Source organism: Burkholderia sp. KL41, from assembly GCF_057005415.2.
This window is the reverse complement of record NZ_CM174446.1, coordinates 3,675,542-3,698,828: the sequence shown is the minus strand read 5'-3', so window position 1 is coordinate 3,698,828 and position 23,287 is coordinate 3,675,542. Positions and strand designations below refer to the sequence as shown.

The window sequence follows — 23,287 nt, the reverse complement described above, 5'->3', positions numbered from 1 at the left end:
ATGGCTACTCAATGGGAAGTCGTTATCGGTCTCGAGACGCACGCGCAACTGTCGACCGTCTCGAAGATTTTCTCGGGCGCGTCGACGCAGTTCGGCGCCGAGCCGAACACGCAGGCGTGCCCGGTCGACCTGGCGCTGCCGGGCGTGCTGCCGGTGCTGAACCGCGGTGCGGTCGAGCGCGCAATCCGCTTCGGCCTCGCGATCGGCTCGACCATCGCGCCGCGCAGCATCTTCGCGCGCAAGAATTATTTCTACCCCGATCTGCCGAAGGGCTATCAGATCAGCCAGTACGAGATTCCGGTCGTGCAGGGCGGCCAGATCACGATCCAGGTGCCCGCCAACGAAAAGGCCGGCAAGGAAGCGTACGAGAAGACGGTCAACCTGACCCGCGCGCACCTCGAGGAAGACGCGGGCAAGTCGCTGCATGAAGACTTCGCCGGGATGACCGGGATCGACCTGAACCGCGCAGGCACGCCGCTGCTCGAGATCGTCACCGAGCCGGAAATGCGCAGCGCGGCCGAGGCCGTGGCCTATGCGAAGGCGCTGCACGGGCTCGTCGTGTGGCTCGGCATCTGCGACGGCAACATGCAGGAAGGCTCGTTCCGCTGCGACGCGAACGTGTCGGTGCGACCGGTCGGCCAGGAGAAGTTCGGCACGCGCGCGGAAATCAAGAACCTGAACTCGTTCCGGTTCCTCGAGGAAGCGATCAACTACGAAGTGCGTCGCCAGATCGAACTGATCGAGGACGGCGGCGAAGTCGTGCAGGAAACGCGCCTCTACGATCCGGACAAGCGCGAGACGCGCTCGATGCGCAGCAAGGAAGACGCGCACGACTACCGCTACTTCCCCGACCCCGACCTGATGCCGCTCGTGATCGGCCAGGACTGGATCGAGCGCGTGCAGTCCGGGATGCCCGAGCTGCCGGCCGCGATGCAGCAGCGTTTCGCCGAGCAGTACGGCGTGTCCGCGTACGACGCGGGCGTGCTGACGTCGAGCAAGGCGATGGCCGCGTATTTCGAGTCGGTGGTCGCGAAGGCCGGCGCCGCGAACGCGAAGATCGCCGCGAACTGGCTGATGGGCGACGTATCGTCGCAACTGAACCGCGACGGCATCGAGATCGACGCGATCCCCGTGTCGGCCGCGCAGCTCGCGCTGCTGCTGCAGCGCATCGCCGACGGCACGATCTCGAACAAGATCGCGAAGGAGATCTTCGCGACGATCTGGGACGAAAAGCCGGACGACGAAGGTGCGGCCGACCGCATCATCGACGCGAAGGGCCTGAAGCAGATCTCCGACACCGGCGCGCTGGAAGCGATCATCGACGAGGTGCTCGCGGCGAACGCGAAGTCGGTCGAGGAATTCCGCGCGGGCAAGGAAAAGGCGTTCAACGCGCTGATCGGCCAGGCGATGAAGGCGACCAAGGGCAAGGCCAATCCGCAGCAGGTCAACGAACTGCTGAAGAAGAAGCTCGGCTGAGCATGACCGCGCGCCTGAACCGCGCTTGACGACGGGCCGCCCCGAACCAGTTCGGGGCGGCCCGTTGCGTTTGGCGGATGCGTTATCGTATGCGTCACACCGTCCAACGGAGGAACGAATGGCGAAACAACCCGCGCTCGACGATTTCCGCGTGCCTTATTTCACGCGCGAGAAGGAAGCCGCCGCATTCAAGCTCGATGCGTTCGACCCGGCCGCGAAGCCGTTTTCGTCCGGCTCGAAGGACGACGACCGCGAACGGCTGTCGGCCGTGTCGACCGAACTCGACGTGCAGCAGGAGCGCCTGCACACGCAGCAGAAGAAGCGCGTGCTGCTCGTGCTGCAGGGGATGGACACCAGCGGCAAGGACGGCACCGTGCGCGCGGTGTTCCGCGAGGTCGATCCGCTCGGCCTGCGCGTCGTGCCGTTCAAGGCGCCGACGCCGATCGAGGCCGCGCACGACTTCCTGTGGCGCGTGCATGCGCAGGTGCCGGCCGCGGGCGAGCTCGCGATCTTCAACCGCAGCCACTATGAAGACGTGCTCGTGCCGCGCGTACTCGACCTGATCGACGCGAAGGAATGCGAGCGCCGCTACCGGCAGATCCGCGATTTCGAGACGATGCTGGTCGAGAACGGCACGACGATCATCAAGTGCTTCCTGCACATCTCGAAGGACGAGCAGCGCGCGCGGCTGCAGGCGCGCATCGACGATCCGACCAAGCACTGGAAGTTCGACATCTCCGATCTCGACGCGCGCAAGCACTGGGACGCGTACCAGTCCGCGTATCGCGACGCGCTTGCCGCGACGTCCGCCGAGCATGCGCCGTGGTACGTGATCCCGGCCAACTCGAAGACGCACCGCAACGTGATGATCGCCGAGCTGCTGCTGCGCACGATGACCGACATGAAGCTGGAATTCCCGCCGCCGAAGCCCGAGCTCGAAGGCGTGAAGATCCGTTAAGCTGCCACCCTGTAAAACATCGAACTGAACGGAATCCGACATGATGCGAGTGATTACCGCCAACCTGAACGGCATCCGCTCCGCCGCGAAGAAGGGCTTCTTCGAGTGGCTCGGCGAACAGAACGCCGATTGCGTGTGCGTGCAGGAAATCAAGGTCTCGGCCGACGACCTGCCGGCCGAATTCGTCGAGCCGCACGGCTTCAAGAGCTATTTTCACCACGCCGAGAAGAAGGGCTACAGCGGCGCGGGCGTGTACAGCCGCCGCGAGCCCGACGACGTGATCATCGGCTTCGGCAGCAGCGAATTCGACGCCGAGGGTCGCTATGTCGAGGCGCGTTACGGCAAGCTGTCGGTCGTGTCGGTGTACGTGCCGTCCGGCTCGAGCGGCGAGGAGCGCCAGCAGGCGAAGTACCGCTTCATGGACGAGTTCATGCCGCACCTTGCCCAGCTCAAGAAGAAGCGCGAGGTGATCCTGTGCGGCGACGTGAACATCGTCCACAAGGAAATCGACATCAAGAACTGGAAGAGCAACCAGAAGAACTCGGGCTGCCTGCCGGAAGAGCGCGAGTGGCTCACGAAGCTGTTCGACGATGTCGGCTACGTCGACGTGTTCCGCACGCTCGACCCGCGCGCCGAGCAGTACACGTGGTGGAGCAACCGCGGCCAGGCGTATGCGAAGAACGTCGGGTGGCGGATCGATTACCAGATCGCGACGCCGGGCGTCGCCGGCACCGCGAAAAGCACGTCGATCTTCAAGGACATCAAGTTCAGCGACCACGCGCCGCTGACGGTGGACTACGACTACAAGAAGTAACCAAGGCGTGATGTTCGCCGCCGCACAGCGCGCGCGGCGCAGCCGCCGGATGCAAAACGGGCCGCATGTCTGACATGCGGCCCGTTTCGCTTGGGGCTGCCCTTATGCTTGATCTAGGGGCATGACATTCCCCTTCTGGGCGGGGAAGGATACTGCGGACGATCCAGCGGTCTTGACAGCGCGCTTTCGCTGACTGATAGGATCGAATCATGCAACGTCTTCAAGCCTTCAAATTCGAACTGACGCCGACCGGCGAGCAGCGGCGCGATATGTGTCGCTTTGCTGGGGCATGCCGATTTGTCTTCAACAAGGCGTTGGCATTGCAGCAGACGAACCGTGAGGCCGGCGGCAAGTTCATCGGCTACGTGGCCATGGCGAGGCACCTGACGGCGTGGCGTAATGGTGCGGAAACGCCGTGGCTTAAAGACTCCCCCGCGCATCCGCTCCAACACGCGCTCAAGAACCTGGAGCGAGCCTACAAGAATTTCTTTGCCGGGCGCACGGCGTACCCGCGTTTCAAGAAGCGGGGCTGGTGCGACAGCTTCCGTTACCCCGACCGAAAGCAGATCAAGCTTGATCAGGGCAACAATCGGATCTTCCTGCCCAAGCTCGGCTGGCTGCGCTATCGCAACAGCCGGAATGTATTGGGCGAAGTACGCAATGCCACCGTATCTCAGCACGCAGGCAAATGGTTCGTCTCGATCCAGACCGCACGGGAAGTCGAGCAGCCGGTAACGCAGGCAACCAGCGCGATTGGGATCGACATGGGCGTCGCACGGTTTGCCACCCTCAGCGACGGCAGCTTTCTCGCACCGCTTAACAGCTTCAAGAGGCACGAGGCCAGACTGCGCCGCGCGCAGCAAGCGATGAACCGAAAGGTCAAGTTCAGCAACAACTGGCGGAAGGCCAAGGCCCGCGTCCAACGCATTCATGCCTGCATCGGCAACGCCCGGCGCGACTATCTGCACAAAGCCACGACCACGATCAGCCAAAACCACGCGATGGTGTGCATCGAGGACTTGCAGGTACGGAACATGTCGAGGTCGGCGGCTGGCAGCGTCGATGCTCCGGGCAAAAACGTTCGGACCAAGTCCGGTCTGAACAAAGCAATCCTCGATCAGGGGTGGTTCGAATTTCGTCGCCAACTGGACTACAAGATGGCGTGGAACGGCGGTTGGCTCATCGCAGTCCCGCCGGCGAACACGAGTCGAACGTGCCCGGCATGCCACTGCGTGAGCGCCGAGAACCGAAAGGTGCAGGCCGCATTCCGCTGCGTCGAGTGCGGGCATGAAGTGCATGCCGATGTGGTCGGTGCGATCAACATACTGGCGCGGGGACACCGCGTTGCAGCCTGTGGAGAGCCGGTGCAGTCAGGCCGCTCCATGAAGCAGGAACCCGCCGAGGCGATTTGAGATGCGCATCACCGTTTCAGACGCGGTAGGAATCGCCCGCCTTCAGGCGGAAGAGGATGTCAACGATGCCATGTCGATCACGAACCGGTACTTCACGTCGCTCTTCAGCATCCGCTCGTAAGCGGCGTTGATCTGCTGCATCGGAATCGTCTCGATATCCGACGTGATCCCGTGCTCCGCGCAGAAGTCGAGCATTTCCTGCGTTTCCGCGATCCCGCCGATCAGCGAGCCCGCGAGGCGGCGGCGCTTGAAGATCAGGTTGAACACCTGCGGCGACGGATGGTCGTGCTCCGGCGCGCCGACGAGCGTCATCGTGCCGTCGCGCTTCAGCAGGTGCAGGAACGGGTTCAGGTCGTGCTGCGCGGCGACCGTGTTCAGGATGAAGTCGAAGCTGTTCAGGTGCGCGTTCATCTGCGCTTCGTCCTTCGAGATCACGACTTCGTGCGCGCCGACGCGCTTGCCGTCCTCGATCTTCGACGGCGACGTCGTGAACAGCACGACGTGCGCACCCATCGCGCGCGCCAGCTTCACGCCCATGTGGCCGAGGCCGCCGAGCCCGACGATGCCGACCTTCTTGCCGGGGCCGACGTTCCACTGCCGCAGCGGCGAGTACGTCGTGATCCCCGCGCACAGCAGCGGCGCGGCGCCGGCCGGGTCGAGCGTCTCGGGCACGCGCAGCACGAACGCCTCGTCGACGACGAGCTGCGTCGAGTAGCCGCCGTAGGTGACGTCGCCCGTCACGCGGTCCTGGCCGTTGTAGGTGCCGACGAAGCCGTTCTCGCAATACTGCTCGAGCCCGTCGGCGCAGCTCGGGCAGGTGCGGCACGAATCGACCAGACAGCCGACGCCGACCAGCTCGCCGACCTTGAAGCGCGATACCTGCGGGCCGGTCGCGGTCACGCGGCCGACGATTTCATGGCCCGGCACGACCGGGTAGATCGTGTTGCGCCATTCGTTGCGCGCCTGGTGCAGGTCCGAGTGGCAGACGCCGCAGTAGAGGACGTCGATCTGGACGTCGAGGTCGCGCAGCGCGCGACGCTGGAATTCGAACGGGGCGAGCGGCGACTGCGAATCGGTTGCCGCGTAAGCGTAGGTGGTGCTCATGCAGGGGGCTCCTTGGCCGGGAAAACATCCGGCGAAACGAACTGCCGTCGCACCCTGTGGCGATGCGGCGAGGCAGGACGTCATCGTAAGGAGCACGGCGCCGCGATGAAATACACGAAGGTCTGGAAGATTTGCCTATTCCTCTCGAACTGCGTGCAAACGGCCGCCAAAACGCATTCAAGATGCTACATTGCGAGCCAGATTCTCTTGCCGGACAGGATGACGCAGATGAGCTTCGAGCCCCTTTTCGCCGACACGGGCGACCGCGTGCAGCGCCGCATGATCGAGCTGCACACGCGCCTCGCGCCGAACGAGGGCGACACGCTGGCGGCGCTCGACGGCGTGCGTTTGATTCGCGTGAGCCGTCCGGGGCCGCGCATGCCCGTGCTGTACGAGCCGAGCATCATCGTCGTGTGCCAGGGGCGCAAGCTCGGTTATCTCGGCGATCGCTCGTTCGTCTACGACGCGCAGCAGTATCTCGTGCTGTCGGTGCCGCTGCCGTTCGAATGCGAGACTTTCGCGAGCATGGACGAGCCGTTTCTCGCGATCTCGATCCGCGTCGATCTCGCGGTGATCGCCGAGCTCGCGCTCCTGCTCGACGAGACGCTCGGCGCGGCCGCGAGCGAACCGCTCGGCGTCTATTCGACGCCGCTCGACGCGCCGCTGGCCGATGCGGTCGTGCGGCTGCTCGAAGTGCTGGCTTCGCCGCACGACACGCGCGTGCTGGGCCCCGCGATCATGCGCGAGATCGCGTATCGCGTGCTGACGGGCGCGCAGGGCGACGCGATCCGCGCGGCGCTCGTGCAGCAGCATCACTTCGGCCGCATCGCGAAGGCGTTGCGGCGCATCCATGCGGAGCTGAGGGCCGACCTCGATGTCGAGACCCTGGCGCGCGAGGCCGGGATGAGCCTCGCGGTGTTCCACGCGCACTTCAAGCACGTGACGGCGACGTCGCCGATGCAGTACGTGAAGGCCGCGCGCCTGCATCAGGCGCGGCTGATGATGGTGCAGGACGGCGTCGGCGCCGGTACGGCGGCCGCGCGTGTCGGTTATGCGAGCGCGTCGCAGTTCAGCCGCGAGTTCAAGCGGCTGTTCGGCCGCAGCCCCGGTGACGAAGTGCGCTGGATGCGTGAAATCGGGATTCGCCCGGCCGTGGCCGATACGGACGCGTAGCGTCCGGCGTCATCCGGTGGCGCCGCGCCGCACGACCTTGCGCCGCTGCGCGCTGATGCCCGCGTAGTCGGGCAGTGAGTCGACCCGCTTGCCGATCGCCTTTGCGTACAGCGGCATCAGGTCCGGCAGCCGGTTCAGCAGATCCTGGCGCCGCGCGGTGCTGTACGGGTGCGTGTAGATGAAGCCGGTGGCCTTGTTCGCGCGCGTCGCGGCCGCGAGCTTGTCCCACAGCGTGATCGCCGCGCGCGGATCGAAGCCCGCGCGGGCGGCGATGTCGCCGCCGATCACGTCGGCTTCGGTCTCGTCGGTCGGGTCGTAGTGGAGCGACTGCAGGCGCTCGCCGAGGTTCAGCGCCTGCGGCAGCGGATCGCCGACGCCGAACAGCGGCGGCAGCGCGGCGGCGCGCAGCGAAGTTTGCGATGCCGCGCTGAAGTTGCTGCGCGCGTGTTCGCGCAGCGCGTGCGCGATGCCGTGCGCGGCCAGCACGCCGAGTTCATCGTCGTTCAGCCGGATGCGCTCGAGCAGGCCGCCGTATACGAGCACCTTGCCGCCCGGCAGGCAGGTCAGGCGGATGTCGCGCGAGCGGATCACGTTCACGTCCCACGCCCAGTTCTTCACGCGATCGTTCCACTTCACCGAATACGGCGCGAGCTTCGTGACGATCGCGCGCAGGCGTTTCACGCGCGGCTGGTTTGCCGGCAGCAGGCGGTTGCTGTCGGCGGCCGCCTGCACGATCTGCGCGTATTCGCTCGCGGTGAGCTGCTCGAGCAGCGGCGACGGGATCAGCGTGCGGAATGCGATCGCATTGCCGTAGCGGACCTGCTGCGGTGTCGGCGTATAAGCCTTCGTCGACGCGGCGCCGCCGGTCGGCTGTGCGGGTTCGGCGGTGGCCGGCTGGGCGGGGGCGGCGGAAGTCGACGTTGCCGGCGGTGAAGCCGGTGCGGCGGCCGGCGCGGAGCCCGCGGCGGTTGCAGCGGTCGCGCCGGTGTCGGACGCATGGGCGGCGAACCCGGCGGCGAGCGCCGCGGCACCGACGCTCCACGAAGCCGCAACGCGCGCGAGGCGGTGCAGGCGGTTACTGCGCACGGCTGGCCTCGCCGTTGCGTGCGGTGCCGTTCCACGGCGCGATCCTGAACAGCAGCAGCATGCCGGGAATCGCGAGCGCGGTGCACACGATGAAGTAGTCGAACCAGCCGATCTTCGCGACGATGAAGCCGCTCGCGGCCGACGCGAGCGTGCGCGGTACCGACGCGAGGCTCGTGAACAGCGCGAACTGCGTGGCCGTGTAGCGCGGGTCGGTCGTGCTCGCGATGTACGCGACGAACGCGGCCATCGTCAGGCCGGTCGTGAAGGTTTCGAAGCCGTAGACGATCGCGAGCGCGACGGTCATCGGGCTCAGATGCGGCGTGACCTCGAAGCCGAAGATCGACAGGAACGACGCGAGCGCATGGCTGGCCGCCACCGTGAAGTCGTAGAGCGTCGCGAGCACCGGCGAGCCGGGGCCAACCTGCGCGAGCCACGCGAAGCCGAGCGTCGACACCATCTGCAGCGCGCCGAAGACCCACAGCCCGCGGCCGATGCCGATCTTCACGAGCCAGACGCCGCCGATGATGCCGCCGGCGACGCTCGCGACGAGCGCGGTGGTTTTCGCGACGATGCCGATCTCGGTGCGCGAGAAGCCGATGTCGAGGAAGAACGACGTCGACAGCGTGGTGGCCATCGTGTCGCCGATCTTGAACAGGAAGATGAACGCGATGACGAGCAGCGCGCCGGCCCAGCCGTCGCGCTGGATGAATTCGCGGAACGGCAGCACGATCGCGTCGCGCAGGTTGCGCGGCGGCGCGCCGACCACTTCGGGCTCGCGCACCAGCAGCGTCATCAGGATGCCCGGCAGCATGAACGCGCCGGTGAGCGCGAACACGGCGTCCCACGGCATGTGATCGGACAGGATCAGCGCGAGCGAACCGGGGATCAGCGCGGCGAGCTTGTACGCGTTCACGTGCACCGCGTTGCCGAGGCCCTGCTCGGTGTCGCGCAGCAGCTCGCGGCGGTAAGCGTCGATCACGATGTCGGAACTCGCGCCGAAGAACGCGACGAGCGTGGTGAGCGCGGCGACCGTCCAGATCGAATCGCGCGGCGACACGAAGCCGAGCGCGGCGATCGCGCCCGCGACCAGCACCTGCGTGAGCAGCATCCAGCCGCGCCGGCGTCCCGGCCGCCAGCCGGGCAGGCGCGGGATGTAGCGGTCCATCAGCGGCGCCCACAGGAACTTCCACGTATACGGGAACTGGATCAGCGCGAACAGGCCGATTTCCTTCAGGTTCACGCCTTCCGAGCGCAGCCATGCCTGCACGAGGTAGACGAGCGTGAACAGGGGCAGGCCCGACGTGAAGCCCAGGAACACGCAGATCAGCATGTGCGTGTTCAGATAGGCTCGCCAGCCGGGGTGATCCTCGTGAGCGGTGAGTGCGGGCGCCTCGTGTGGCGTTTTCGACATGGACGGAAACTGGGTAGCGTTGACTGATGGCGGCGGCAGCGCAGGCGGCGGTGCGAGCGACACGAGAGGGGCGGCCGCACGCTCGTGCGGGCCGGATCTTCCGTCAACGGCCCCCGGCTCAGCTGCGCTTGACGCGGTAGACAGCAAGACTACCACGCCAGTTCGCTCCCCATCGAATCGGCTGGCCTTCGTGCAGCACGACGCGGTCGAGGATCGTGACGCCGACTTCCGGCGCGAGCGCCTCGAAATCCTTGATCGTCAGCACCCGGACGTTCGGCGTGTTGTGCCACTGGTAGGGCAGCGATTTCGACACGGGCATCCGGCCGTGCAGCACCGACAGCCGGTGCGACCAGTAGCCGAAGTTCGGGAACGACACGATGCACTCGCGGCCGACGCGCGCCGTTTCGCGCAGGATCGCGGCGGTCTGGTGGATCGTCTGCAGGGTTTGCGACAGGATCGCGATGTCGAAGCTGTGGTCCTCGAACAGGCGTAGGCCGTCCTCGAGATTCTGCTGGATCACGTTGATGCCGTTCTTCGCGCTCGCGAGCACGCCCGCGTCGTTCAGTTCGATGCCGTAACCGGTGACGTCCAGTTCCTCCATCAGCAGCGCGAGCAGCGAGCCGTCGCCGCAGCCGAGGTCGAGCACGGTCGAGCGCGGCTCGACCCAGCGGGCGATCGTGCGGAAATCCGCGCGCGCGGACAGGGAATTCAGCGCTTGCTGGTTCATACACCCACCTCGATGGCGATTCGTTCGTAGTACGCGCGGAGCAGGTTGTGATAGCGCGCGTCGTCGAGCAGGAACGCGTCGTGGCCGTGCGGCGCGTCGATTTCCGCGTAGCTGACCGTGCGCTTGTTGTCGAGCAGCGCCTTCACGATCTCGCGCGAGCGTGCCGGCGCGAAGCGCCAGTCGGTCGAGAAGCTCGCGATCAGGTATTTCGCCTGCGTGTGCGCGAGCGCGGCCGTCAGGTTGCCGTCGAACGCCTTCGCGGGGTCGAAGTAGTCGAGCGCGCGCGTGATCAGCAGGTAGGTGTTCGCGTCGAAGTAGTCGGCGAACTTGTCGCCTTGGTAGCGCAGGTACGACTCGACCTCGAATTCGACGTCGAAGCTGAAGTTGTACGCGTCGAGCGCGCCGTCCGCGCGGCGCAGCGCCCGGCCGAATTTCTCGGCCATGTCGTCGTCGGACAGGTACGTGATGTGGCCGATCATCCGCGCGACGCGCAGGCCGCGCTTCGGCTTCACGCCGTGCGCGTAGTAGTCGCCGCCGTGGAAGTCGGGATCGGACAGGATCGCGGAGCGCGCGACCTCGTTGAACGCGATGTTCTGCGCGGACAGCTTCGGCGTCGACGCGATGTCGATGCAGTGCGCGACGCGCTCCGGATACATCAGGCTCCACGCGAGCGCCTGCATCCCGCCGAGGCTGCCGCCCATCACCGCGGCGAAGCGCTCGATGCCGAACGCGTCGGCGACGCGCGCCTGCGCGTGCACCCAGTCCTCGACGGTGACCACCGGAAAGCGCGCGCCGTACGGCTTGCCGGTCGACGGATCGACGCTCATCGGGCCGGTCGAGCCGAAGCACGAGCCGAGGTTGTTCACGCCGATCACGAAGAAGCGGTTGGTGTCGAGCGGCTTGCCGGGGCCGACCATGTTGTCCCACCAGCCGGTGCTGCGCGGATCGTCCGCGTAGACGCCGGCGACGTGGTGCGACGCGTTGAGCGCGTGGCAGACGAGCACCGCGTTCGAGCGCGCGGCGTTGAGCTCGCCGTACGTCTCGACGACGAGCTGATAGTTGCCGAGCGCGCTGCCGCTTTGCAAGCGCAGCGGTTCGGCGAAGTGCATGGTCTGTGGAGCGACGATGCCGATCGATTCCATTCGTTCCGCCTTATGCCATATGACTGGGCGGCTAAATGGTGTCGGCGAGGCGCGGAGTCGAAGGTGCGCGGCTGACGACCTCTTTAGCCGCATTTGTAGTGAACCGCCGGGCGAACGCACATCCACGCCCCCGGCCGGTTCGCGCGCCCGCAATCGAGTCAGCAAATCGGCGCGCTTCCGACCTGCCGCCCACAGGGCGACAGTCGGCAAAGTATAGCGGATTTTTTCCGGAGGGCGACGCGCAATCCCGATTGCATCGACGCATCGGGTGCGAGGACATGCAGGACAAGTTCAGGCGAAATCACGCATCGCCGCGCTTTTTAATATTCGAAATATTGAATTGATCTTCTAATGTTTCGATGGGGGTAATTTTGTAAATTTCTTAACGGTTATTAAATCTTAAAAATAATTAGTACTTGTTCTAGACGAAATTATTTCTATTTGGTGATCGTCCTATTTTTGGGACGGGTGGCTGTTAATAGAGTTTCAACTGGCTTTCAGTATCCGGTTGAGGCGCGTGATTTCACGGCTTTCCGGCACGGCGCCCCGCCTCCCGGGCGCCGATTTTCCGGAATGCGGGCGCCGCGCTTTTTCCTCGAAAGCAGGGCATGGAGTTACTTGTCACCGCTCTCGCGTTGTCGTCGTGTCGATATGACCGTATTGGTTCGATACGCATCGTGAAGAGGTTTACCAAAGGAAAATGTTCATATGAACAAGTCGTATCGTGTCGTGTGGAATGCGTCGACCAGCACCTGGTGCGCGGCATCGGAAATTACACGCGGGCGCTCGAAATCGTCGGGGTCCGCGAAGTCGTCGAAGGCCGCGGCTGCCGCTGCGCTCGTCATGGTTTCGATGGGGTCCGCCTACGCGGAGGAAAGCGGCGCGGCGGATGCGATGGCCGGCGATTCCGCGCAACTCGCCGAAGGGATGCGGGCCGACCGGACGGGCGCCAAGCCGAGCATGCCGACCACCCGGATGATCGTGCCCGACAACGCCGCATACGTGAAGATCGATGCGAAGGGCGACGGTTCGGACAACGCGCTCGCGCAGGGCGAGAGGTCGATCGCGATCGGCGCCAACGCGAGTACCCGCCCGGCTGCGGCGGGCCTCGGCGGCGCGGTGGCGATCGGCGACGCGGCGACGGCCTCGGGCAATAACGTCGCGCTCGGCGCCAACGCTTCGGCGCTTGGCGACCAGGGGGCGATAGCCTTGGGCGGCGGGGCGAATGCGAGCGGCAAGTCGTCGATCGCGCTCGGCAACGATGCGCAGGCAACGGGCTGGGGCGCTTACGCGCTGGGCCGCAAGGCGAAGGCGAGCGCGGAATCCGCGCTGGCGATCGGCGATTCCTCGATGGCGACGCGACAAGGCACGATGGCGCTCGGTTCGCAGGCTGCCGCATCGGCGGAAAACGCGATCGCGATCGGTCAAAGCGCGGCGGCGCGCGGCGCCGATTCCATTGCACTCGGCTCGTATTCCGAGTCCGATCGGGATCAGACGGTATCGGTGGGCACCGCCGGTTTCGAGCGCCAGGTCGTGAACGTCGGGCACGGCACGCAGTCGACCGATGCCGTCAACGTTGCGCAGCTCAAGGGCGTGGCCGAGGTATTGGGCGGCAGCGCCACCATCGATGCGAACGGCAACGTCAAGAAGCCGACCTACACGATCGGCAGCAAGACGTACGACAACGTCGGCGATGCGTTGCAGGCGGCCTCCTCGTCGGGCGGCGGAACCGAAAACGCGGTGCAGTACGATTCCGATGCGCAGAATTCGGTGACGCTCGGCGGTGCCGATGCGGCCGCGGTCAAGCTGACCAACGTACGCGCGGCGGCGCTGTCGGCGAAAAGCACGGATGCCGTCAACGGTGCACAACTGTTCGCGACCAACGGCCGTGTGACCGACATCGAGAAATCGCTGACGGATAGCGGCCTGATCGATTCGTCGACCGGCGAGTCGCTTGCGGTCGTCTACGACAGCGCAACGAAGGGCACGGTCACGCTGGGCGGCACGGGCGGTACGGCCATCACGAACGTGAAGGCGGGCAAGATCGCATCGACCAGCAAGGACGCCGTGAACGGCGGCCAGTTGTACGGTGTGTCGTCGAGCATCGCGTCCGCACTCGGCGGCGAATCGGCCGTCAACACGGACGGCACCGTGTCGAAGCCGGCATACAAGATCGGCGACAAGACCTACGACAACGTCGGCGATGCAATTCAGGCTGCGGCCGCGACAGGCGGCGCCGGCGGTGGTGAGGACGCGAGCGCCGTGCACTACGACGGGACGAACAAGTCGAGCGTGACGCTGGGCGGCACGGGGGCATCCAAAACGGTTTCGCTGAAGAATGTCGCGACGGGCGTGGCGGACACGGACGCCGTCAATGTGGCGCAACTCCAGAGCGGCCTGAGCGACGTCAAGACCGAAATTACGGACAGCCTCAAAGACGGTTCGCTCGACATGAAGTACATCAAGGTCAATGCGAAGGGGATTCAGGCGAACGCGCTGGGGCCGAACAGCGTGGCGATCGGTTCGTCGGCAAGTGCGACGAACAAGGATACGCTGGCAATCGGCTCCGGCGCGCGGGCGTCGGGCACCAGCTCGATCGCCATCGGCATCAATTCGGTCGCGACCCAGGCGAATACCGTGTCGGTGGGGAGCAGCGGCGCGGAGCGCCGAATCGTGAATCTCGGCGACGGCGTGGACGATAACGACGCGGTCAACATGAAGCAGTTGCACGAGGCGTTCCAGACCGCCGGTTCGCAGGTCAGGGAAGAGATGACCCGGGCGATGCCGAAGGGCGGCATGACGCGCGACACCATCTCGAAGCCGGGCAGCTTCGTCGCGGTCGAGGGCATGGGTGACGACGGCAGTCTGCCGTCGATCGCGTCGATGAACGGCAAGGATCCGACGTCGGGTACCGCGGCCGCCATCGGCGTGTCGTCGGCCGCGGCCGGCGTCAATGCGATTGCCGTCGGTTTGCAGTCGGTCGCGCAGTCCGACAACTCCGTCGCCATCGGCAGCATGGCGCAGACCGGGGTCGATCAACCCTATTCGGTTGCCATCGGCACCATGGTGACGACGAATGGAACGCGAGCGATCGGTATCGGCGCGGAAGTGAGGTCGAACGGCGAAAACTCGGTGGCCGTCGGGAACAATTTCGTCAGCGCGATTGGCGACAATTCCGTGGCGATCGGCAACGCGGCAAAAGCGGCGGCCGGTGCCGTCAACAGCATTGCGGTGGGCAAGAGCGCGAACGTTGCGCTGAACGTCACCGACGCCCTCGCGCTGGGCGCCAACACGAGCGTGACGGCGGGTGGGGCGGGCGGTGTGGCACTGGGTTCCGGTTCCGTTGCGAATCGCGGCACCGCGGTTTCCGTCGGGTCGGGCAAGGCGCAGCGACAGATCGTCAATGTCGCAAAGGGGACGCAGAGCACCGACGCGGTGAACCTGAGCCAGTTGAAGGGCGTAACGGATGCGCTCGGCGGCGGCTCGGGCATCGGGACGGACGGTGCGGTAACGGCCCCGTCGTACACGGTCGGCGACAAGACGTACAACAATGTCGGCGATGCGCTGGCGGCGATGTCCGAGTCCGCAGGCGGGACGGATCCGAATGCCGTGGCTTACGACAGCGAGAAAAAGGACAAGGTGACGCTGGCCGGCGAGAACGGCACGACGTTGACGAACGTGAAGGCGGGCAAGGTGAGCGCGGACAGCAAGGACGCGGTCAACGGCGCGCAGTTGCACGACACGGCGCAGAGCGTGGCGGACGCGTTGGGCGGCGGCTCGTCGGTGGACGAGAACGGCGAACTGACGGCGCCGACTTACAGCCTGGCCGATCCCGAGGACGAATCGAAGCAGACCGAATACCACACGGTCGGCGATGCGCTGGAGAACCTTGACGGCCGGGTGGCAGGCAACACGACCGAAATCACGAACATCAAGAACGAGTTCAAGGACGCGGGCCTGGTGGATGGCGATGGCGACACGCGCGCCGTGGTGACGTACGGCAAGAACGCGGACGGTACGCCGAACTTCAAATCAGTGAAGCTGGCCGGCGAGGGTGGCACGATCCTGTCGAACGTGGCGGCGGGCAAGGCCGACATGGATGCGGTGAACGTGTCGCAGTTGAAGTTGTCCGGTCTGATCGGCGGTGACGGCAAGACGCGTGTCGCGGTGACGTACGACAAGAACGAGGACGGCACGGCGAATTACGGCAAGGCGACGCTGGCCGGCGAGGGCGGCACGACGCTGTCGAACGTGGCCGACGGCAAGGCGGACAAGGACGCGGTGAACGTATCGCAACTGAAGTCGTCGGGTCTGGTTGGCGAGGACGGCAAGGCGCTGGCAGCGGTGACCTACGACAAGAAGGCGGACGGCACGCCGGACTACGGCTCGGTGACGTTCGGGAATGGCAAATCCGCCGATCCGGTGAAGCTGTCGAATATCGCGAAGGGCACGGATGGTGCGGACGCGGTGAACGTCGACCAACTGACCGAGGCGATTCGCAACGTCGAAGGCGGCATGAATCCGCTGTCCTTGTCTTACGACGATGTATCGAAGAGCAAGGCGACGCTGGCCGGCGAGAACGGCACGACGTTGACGAACGTGAAGGCGGGCAAGGTGAGCGCGGACAGCAAGGACGCGGTCAACGGCGCGCAGTTGCATGACACGGCGCAGAGCGTGGCGGACGCATTGGGCGGCGGCTCGTCGGTGGACGAGAACGGCAAGCTGACGGCGCCGACATACAGCCTCGCGGATCCGGTGGACGGTACGAAGGAAATTGCTTACCACAACGTTGGCGACGCATTGGAGAACCTTGACGGCCGGGTGGCAGGCAACACGACCGAGATCACGAACATCAAGAACGAGTTCAAGGACGCGGGCCTGGTGGACGGTGATGGCCATACGCGTGCCGCGGTGACGTACGACAAGAACGCGGATGGCACGCCGAACTACGGCAAGGCAACGCTGGCTGGCGAGAATGGCACGACGCTTTCGAACGTGGCCGACGGCAAGGCAGACAAGGATGCGGTGAACGTGTCGCAACTGAAGTCGTCGGGTCTGGTCGGCGAGGACGGCAAGGCGCGTGCCGCGGTGACGTACGACAAGAACGCGGACGGAACGGCGAACTATGGCAAGGCGACGCTGGCTGGCGAGAACGGCACGACGCTGTCGAACGTGGCCGACGGCAAGGCGGACAAGGATGCGGTGAACGTATCGCAACTGAAGTCGTCGGGTTTGATCGGCGAGGACGGCAAGGCGCGCGCCGCGGTGACGTACGACAAGAAGGCGGACGGCACGGCGGATTACGGCAAGGCGACGCTGGCCGGCGAGAACGGCACGACGTTGACGAACGTGAAGGCGGGCAAGGTGAGCGCGGACAGCAAGGACGCGGTCAACGGCGCGCAGTTGCACGACACGGCGCAGAACGTGGCGGACGCATTGGGCGGCGGCTCGTCGGTGGACGAGAACGGCAAGCTGACGGCGCCGACATACAGCCTCGCGGATCCAGTGGACGGTACGAAGGAAATTGCTTACCACAACGTTGGCGACGCATTGGAGAACCTTGACGGCCGGGTGGCAGGCAACACGACCGAGATCACGAACATCAAGAACGAGTTCAAGGACGCGGGCCTGGTGGACGGTGATGGCCATACGCGTGCCGCGGTGACGTACGACAAGAACGCGGACGGCACGGCGAACTATGGCAAGGCAACGCTGGCTGGCGAGAATGGCACGACGCTTTCGAACGTGGCCGACGGCAAGGCAGACAAGGATGCGGTGAACGTGTCGCAACTGAAGTCGTCGGGCCTGGTTGGCGAGGACGGCAAGGCGCGTGCCGCAGTGACGTACGACAAGAAGGCGGACGGCACGGCGGATTACGGCAAGGCGACGCTGGCCGGCGAGAACGGCACGACGCTGTCGAACGTGAAGGCGGGCAAGGTGAGCGCGGACAGCAAGGACGCGATCAACGGCGCGCAGTTGCACGACACGGCGCAGAGCGTAGCGGACACGTTGGGCGGTGGCTCGTCGGTGGACGAGAACGGCAAGCTGACGGCACCGTCGTATAGCCTGACCGATCCGGTGGACGGCTCGAAGCAGATCGAATACCACACGGTCGGCGATGCGCTGGAGAACCTTGACGGCCGGGTGGCAGGCAATACGACCGAGATCACGAACATCAAGAACGAGTTCAAGGACACGGGCCTGGTGGACGGCGACGGCCATACGCGCGCCGCGGTGACGTACGACAAGAACGCGGACGGCACGCCGAACTACGGCAAAGCGACGCTGGCCGGCGAGAGCGGCACGATCCTGTCGAACGTGAAGGCCGGCGTGGCGGACAAGGATGCGGTGAACGTATCGCAACTGAAGTCGTCGGGCCTGATCGGCGAGGATGGCAAGGCGCTGGCGGCGGTGACGTACGACAAGAAGGCGGACGGCACGCCGGACTACGGCTCGGTGACGTTCGGGAATGGCAAATCCGTCGATCCGGTAAAGCTGTCGAATATCGCGAAGGGCACGGATGGTGCGGACGCGGTGAACGTTGACCAACTGACCGAGGCGATTCGCAACGTTGAAGGCGGCATGAATCCGCTGTCCTTGTCTTATGACGATGTATCGAAGAGCAAGGCGACGCTGGCCGGCGAGAACGGCACGATCCTGTCGAACGTGAAAGCGGGTACGTCGGACATGGACGCCGTGAACGTATCGCAACTGAAGTCGACCGGCCTGATCGACGAGGATGGCAAGGCGCGCGCCGCAGTGATGTACGACAAGAATGCGGACGGCACGCCGAACTACAAGTCGGCGACACTGGCCGGCGAGAACGGCACGGTCCTGTCGAACGTAGCCGACGGCAAGGCGGACAAGGATGCGGTGAACGTATCGCAACTGAAGTCGTCGGGCCTGATCGACAAGGATGGCAAGGCGCGTGCCGCGGTGACGTACGACAAGAACGCTGACGGCACGCCGAATTACGGCAAGGCGACACTGGCCGGCGAGAGCGGCACGATCCTGTCGAACGTGAAGGCCGGCGTGGCGGACAAGGATGCGGTGAACGTATCGCAACTGAAGTCCTCGGGTCTGGTTGGCGAGGACGGCAAGGCGCGCGCCGCAGTGACGTACGACAAGAATGCGGACGGCACGCCGAACTACAAGTCGGCGACGCTGGCAGGCCTCGGCGGCACGACACTGTCGAACGTGGCCGACGGCAAGGCGGACAAGGATGCGGTGAACGTATCGCAACTGAAGTCGACCGGCCTGATCGACGAGGATGGCAAGGCGCGCGCCGCAGTGATGTACGACAAGAATGCGGACGGCACGCCGAACTACAAGTCGGCGACGCTGGCAGGTCTCGGCGGTACGACACTGTCGAACGTGGCTGACGGCAAGGCGGACAAGGATGCGGTGAACGTATCGCAACTGAAGTCGACCGGCCTGATCGACGAGGACGGCAAGGCGCTGGCCGCAATGACGTACGACAAGAATGCGGACGGCACGCCGAACTACAAGTCGGCGACGCTGGCCGGCGAAGGTGGCACCACGCTGTCGAACGTGAAGGCCGGCAAGGCGGACAAGGACGCGGTGAACGTGTCGCAACTGAAATCGTCGGGCCTGATCGGCGAGGACGGCAAGGCGCTGGCCGCGGTGACGTACGACAAGAACATCGACGGTACGCCGAACTACAAGTCGGCGACGCTGGCAGGGCTCGGCGGCACGACACTGTCGAACGTGGCCGACGGCAAGGCGGACCGGGACGCGGTGAACGTATCGCAACTGAAGTCATCGGGCCTGATCGACAAGGATGGCAAGGCGCGCGCCGCAGTGACGTACGACAAGAATGCGGACGGCACGCCGAACTACAAGTCGGCTACGCTGGCAGGGCTCGGTGGCACGACGCTGTCGAACGTGGCCGACGGCAAGGCGGACAAGGATGCGGTGAACGTATCGCAACTGAAGTCGGCAGGCCTGATCGGCGAGGACGGCAAGGCGCTGGCGGCGGTGACGTACGACAAGAACCTCGACGGCACGCCGAACTTCAAGTCGGCGACGCTGGCAGGGCTCGGTGGTACGACGCTGTCGAACGTGAAGGCAGGCGTGGCGGACCGGGACGCGGTGAACGTATCGCAACTGAAGTCGTCGGGCCTGATCGGCGAGGATGGCAACGCGCACGCCGCGGTGACGTACGACAAGAACCTCGACGGCACGCCGAATTACGGCTCGGTGACGTTGGGCGGCGGGAAATCCGAGAAGACCGTCATGCTGTCGAACGTGGCAACGGGGGTGCTCGGAACCGATGCCGTCAACGTCGATCAGTTGACCGATGGTCTGTCCAATCTTGAAGACAAGCTCGTCAACGGCGCAATCGACCTCAAGTACATCAAAGTCCGGTCGGACGGCATCGCGGCTCGCGCGATTGGCGACCAGGCCGTAGCCATCGGCGCATCAGCCAACGCGACGGGGCAATACACGATGGCGCTGGGGTCGGGTTCGAGGGCGTCCGGCAAGAACTCGGTGGCGATCGGCGTCAACTCGGTGGCGGACGAGGCCGATACGGTAGCGGTCGGTCGCGACGGCGAGGAGCGTCGGATCGTTCACGTGAAGGCGGGTCAAGTCGATGCATCCAGCACCGATGCGGTGAACGGCTCGCAGCTTTATGCCGCGCTGGATCAGATCAACGCGTCGGTGGCCGAGCAGCAGCGCAGCCTCCGCACCCTGTCTCAGACGCGTGACGTGACCTCCCCGCCGGGGAGCTTCATCGCGGTCGAAGGGTTGGCCGCGGACGGCGGTTCGCCGAACATGGCTTCGATCAACGGCAAGGACCCGAAATCGGGAACGGCCGCGGCCATCGGCATTTCGAGCACGGCGGCCGGCCTTGATACCGTCGCGGTCGGTTTGCAGAGCATAGCCCAGTCGGACAATGCGGTCGCCATCGGCAGCTTCGCTCAAACGGGCGTGGATCAAGAGTATTCGGTTGCCATCGGCAGCATGGTCACGACGAACGGCGTAGGGGCCATCGGAATCGGCTCGAAGGTGAGATCAAACGGGGAAAACTCGGTGGCCGTCGGCACGAACGGCGCCGCGGCGATCGCTGACAGTTCGGTCGTCGTTGGCGATCGAGCGAAAGTATGGGCGGGCGCCGTCAACGGTATTGCGATCGGTTCGAATGCATCCGTCAACTTGGGCGTGACCGATGCAATCGCCCTTGGCGCCAACGCGAAGGCGCTGAAACCGGGCAGCATTGCCATCGGCGCCGGCTCGACGGCGGACCGTGCGAATGCGGTGTCGTTCGGTGCGCTCGGTGCGGAGCGGCAACTCGTCAACGTTGCGAAAGGCACCGTGAATACCGACGCGGTCAACGTCGGCCAGTTGAGGGACGCGATGGCGGCGTTCGGCGGCAACGCGGACATTGCCAAGGACGGTTCAGTCACGGCGCCGACCTACACGATCGGTGGTCAGACCTATCACGACGTCGAAGCGGCACTGAACGCGGCGGCGGAAAGTGGCGGCGCGGCCGATCCGAACGGTGTGGCTTACGACAGTGTCAAGAAGGACAAGGTGACGCTGGCTGGCCAGGATGGCACGACGCTGACGAACCTGAAGGCCGGCGACCTGACGGAGACGAGCAAGGACGCGGTGACGGGCGCTCAGTTGTTCGCGACGAACCAGAGCCTGGACGGCCTGCAACAGTCGCTGAAGGACGGCGGCGTGATCGATTCGAAGACGGGCGAGTCGCTGGCGGTGACGTACGAAAGCACGCTGAAGGACAAGGTGGCGCTGGCCGGCCAGGATGGCACGACGTTGTCGAACGTGAAGGCGGGTACGGCGGACATGGATGCCGTGAACGTTTCGCAACTGAAATCGTCGGGCCTGATCGGCGAGGGTGGCAAGTCGCTGTCGGCCGTGACCTACGACACCCGCGCCGACGGGACCACGGACTTCGCGTCCGTGACGTTCGGCGGCGTGAACGCCAATATCCCTGTCGCACTGCATAACATCGCCGCCGGCAAGGCATCGACGGATGCGGTCAATGTGTCCCAGTTGAAGGGCGTGACCGACGCGATCGGCGGCGGTGCGGGCATCGATACGGACGGCAAGGTCACCGCGCCGGTCTATACGGTCGACGGCACCGAATATGCATCGGTCGGCGATGCCATCAAGGCGCTGGAACAGCGGGAGGGCGGTTCCGGAAACGGTTCGGATCCGAACGCGGTTGCCTATGACGACGACGCCAAGGCAACGGTGACGCTGGCGGGCAAGAAGGGCACGGTGATCGGCAACGTGGCAGGCGGCTCGCTCGCCGTCGACAGCACCGAGGCTGTCAACGGGGGCCAGTTGAATACCGTCACGCAGAGCATCGCGGACAGCCTCGGCGGCGGCGCCAAGTTCGATCCGGTGACCGGCAAGATCGCGGCCCCGAAGTATGAGCTCACCGAACTCGACGGCTCGAAGTCATCGTTCGGCAACGTCGGCGATGCCTTCCAGCATCTCGACGACCTCACGTCGGAGAACGTGAAGCAGATCGAGGGGCTGTACAAGGACGTCGCGAATGCGGTTCAGTACGACGACGAGAAGCACACTTCCGTCACGCTCGGCAGCATCGATGTCAAACCCGTGACGCTGAAGAACGTCGCGGACGGCACCGACGAAACCGATGCGGTCAACGTGCGGCAACTGCGCTCGGCGGGCCTCGTCGATGACAAGGGCGTGATGCAATCGGCGGTCGTGTACGACAAGAACACGGACGGCACGACGAACTACGGTTCGGTGACGCTCGGCGGATTCGGGTCCGTCACGCCTGTTGGTCTGCACAACGTTGCGGCGGGCACGGCGGCGACGGATGCGGTGAACGTCAGCCAGTTGAGCGGTGTGGTCGGTGCGCTTGGTGGCGACGCGAAGATCGATGCGGAAACCGGCAAGGTGATTGCCCCGACGTACCACGTGGGGAACATCGATTTCGATAACGCTGGTGATGCGCTGAGCAACCTCGACGGCCGGGTCAAGCAGATCCAGAACAACATCACCAATCCGGTGGAACTCGCTGGCGCGGTCATGTACGGGAAGAACGGCGACGGCTCCGTGAACTACGGCATGGTGAAGCTGGGTAATGGCTCGGGGCCGGTGGTGTTGACGAACGTCAAGGCCGGCACGACTGAGTACGACGCCGTGAACTACGGCCAGTTCTCGGAACTGAAAGGGCGCGTCAGCGACATCGACGAACGTCTGAACGCGGCGACCACGCCAGGCAACGGCGGTGGTGCGGGCACGAACGGCAATGGCCTGATCGACGGCACGGGCGGCAGCGGCACGAACAGCGCTGAAATCCTCGCCGCGAAGCCGGGCAACGGCAACGGCAACGTCGCCGCAGGCTCCAGTTCGCAGGTCGCGGACGGTCAGCACAACGGCACGGCGGTTGGCGCCGGTTCGAAGGTGATGGCCGACAGCGGCACGGCGGTTGGCCATGGCGCAACGGTCTCGGCCGACGCGACCAACTCGGTCGCGCTGGGCCAGGGGTCGAAGGCGACCGAAGCCAACACGGTGTCGATCGGTTCGGAAGGCGCCGAACGCCGGATCGTCAATGTCGCGGATGGCGTGAAGGCTACGGATGCCGTCAGCAAGGGGCAGTTCGACCGTGCGATGGGCGGGATGCAAGGCCAGATCAACGATCTGTCGCGCAACGCTTACTCCGGTATCGCAGCCGCCACGGCGCTGGCGATGATCCCGAGCGTCGATCCGGGCAAGAACATCTCGTTCGGCATCGGCGGGGCTTCCTACAAGGGGTATCAGGCCGTATCGCTCGGCGGTGAAGCACGTATCACGGAGAACCTGAAGATGCGCGCCGGCGTTGGCATGAGCAGCGGCGGCAATACCTTCGGTGTGGGGGCTTCCTACCAGTGGTAACGCGGGAGGGCGGACCATCGGTCCGCCTTCCGTCCCGGTTCGCGACGGGCCGGCGAGGTCGTTTCTCGCCGGCCCGCAAGCCGATC

General features: G+C 65.2%; 11 protein-coding genes. 6 read left to right on the top strand and 5 right to left on the bottom strand.

Annotation, left to right across the window (positions count from 1 at the left end; genetic code table 11):
* From gatB to PQB87_RS17325, 4 genes are all read left to right on the top strand, one after another.
* Positions 1-1,476 (top strand): Asp-tRNA(Asn)/Glu-tRNA(Gln) amidotransferase subunit GatB, encoded by a 1,476-nt coding sequence (gatB, locus tag PQB87_RS17340; protein ID WP_021158566.1) that lies wholly within the window; start codon positions 1-3, stop codon positions 1,474-1,476.
* Between the two features lie 118 nt (positions 1,477-1,594).
* Complete coding sequence (locus tag PQB87_RS17335; protein WP_021158565.1) at positions 1,595-2,434, top strand: polyphosphate kinase 2 family protein; 840 nt, start codon at positions 1,595-1,597, stop codon at positions 2,432-2,434.
* 40 nt (positions 2,435-2,474) lie between these two features.
* Entirely contained in the window at positions 2,475-3,248 is a 774-nt protein-coding gene (locus tag PQB87_RS17330; RefSeq protein WP_021158564.1) for an exodeoxyribonuclease III, read from the top strand.
* A 209-nt stretch (positions 3,249-3,457) separates the two neighbouring features.
* Positions 3,458-4,660, top strand: a complete 1,203-nt coding sequence (locus PQB87_RS17325; protein ID WP_111942227.1) for an RNA-guided endonuclease InsQ/TnpB family protein — start codon at positions 3,458-3,460, stop codon at positions 4,658-4,660.
* 42 nt (positions 4,661-4,702) lie between these two features.
* Here PQB87_RS17325 and PQB87_RS17320 read toward each other — a convergent pair whose 3' ends face one another.
* Positions 4,703-5,764, bottom strand: coding sequence for an NAD(P)-dependent alcohol dehydrogenase (locus tag PQB87_RS17320; protein WP_165582388.1), 1,062 nt, complete (start codon positions 5,762-5,764; stop codon positions 4,703-4,705).
* Between the two features lie 228 nt (positions 5,765-5,992).
* Between PQB87_RS17320 and PQB87_RS17315 the strand changes: the two genes are divergently transcribed.
* Complete coding sequence (locus PQB87_RS17315) at positions 5,993-6,937, top strand: AraC family transcriptional regulator (protein WP_301863427.1); 945 nt, start codon at positions 5,993-5,995, stop codon at positions 6,935-6,937.
* Between the two features lie 9 nt (positions 6,938-6,946).
* Here PQB87_RS17315 and PQB87_RS17310 read toward each other — a convergent pair whose 3' ends face one another.
* The 4 genes from PQB87_RS17310 to metX form a co-directional block, all read right to left on the bottom strand.
* Positions 6,947-8,023 carry a M48 family metallopeptidase gene (locus tag PQB87_RS17310; RefSeq protein WP_059649491.1) on the bottom strand — a complete coding sequence of 359 codons (1,077 nt, stop codon included), beginning with the start codon at positions 8,021-8,023 and terminating at the stop codon, positions 6,947-6,949.
* Positions 8,013-9,434: an AmpG family muropeptide MFS transporter gene (locus tag PQB87_RS17305; RefSeq protein ID WP_301863426.1), complete on the bottom strand. Its 1,422-nt coding sequence runs from the start codon at positions 9,432-9,434 to the stop codon at positions 8,013-8,015. Before PQB87_RS17305 ends, PQB87_RS17310 begins: the two co-directional genes overlap by 11 nt.
* 118 nt (positions 9,435-9,552) lie before the next feature.
* On the bottom strand, positions 9,553-10,161 hold the full coding sequence (gene metW / locus PQB87_RS17300; protein WP_021156285.1) for a methionine biosynthesis protein MetW: 609 nt from the start codon (positions 10,159-10,161) through the stop codon (positions 9,553-9,555).
* On the bottom strand, positions 10,158-11,303 hold the full coding sequence (gene metX / locus PQB87_RS17295) for a homoserine O-succinyltransferase MetX (RefSeq protein ID WP_060062909.1): 1,146 nt from the start codon (positions 11,301-11,303) through the stop codon (positions 10,158-10,160). The genes metW and metX overlap by 4 nt, the downstream gene beginning before the upstream one ends.
* Before the next feature lie 708 nt (positions 11,304-12,011).
* On the opposite strand from metX, the gene PQB87_RS17290 reads away from it, so the two are divergent.
* Positions 12,012-23,201: a YadA-like family protein gene (locus tag PQB87_RS17290; protein WP_489242419.1), complete on the top strand. Its 11,190-nt coding sequence runs from the start codon at positions 12,012-12,014 to the stop codon at positions 23,199-23,201.
* The last annotated feature ends 86 nt before the right edge of the window (positions 23,202-23,287 follow it).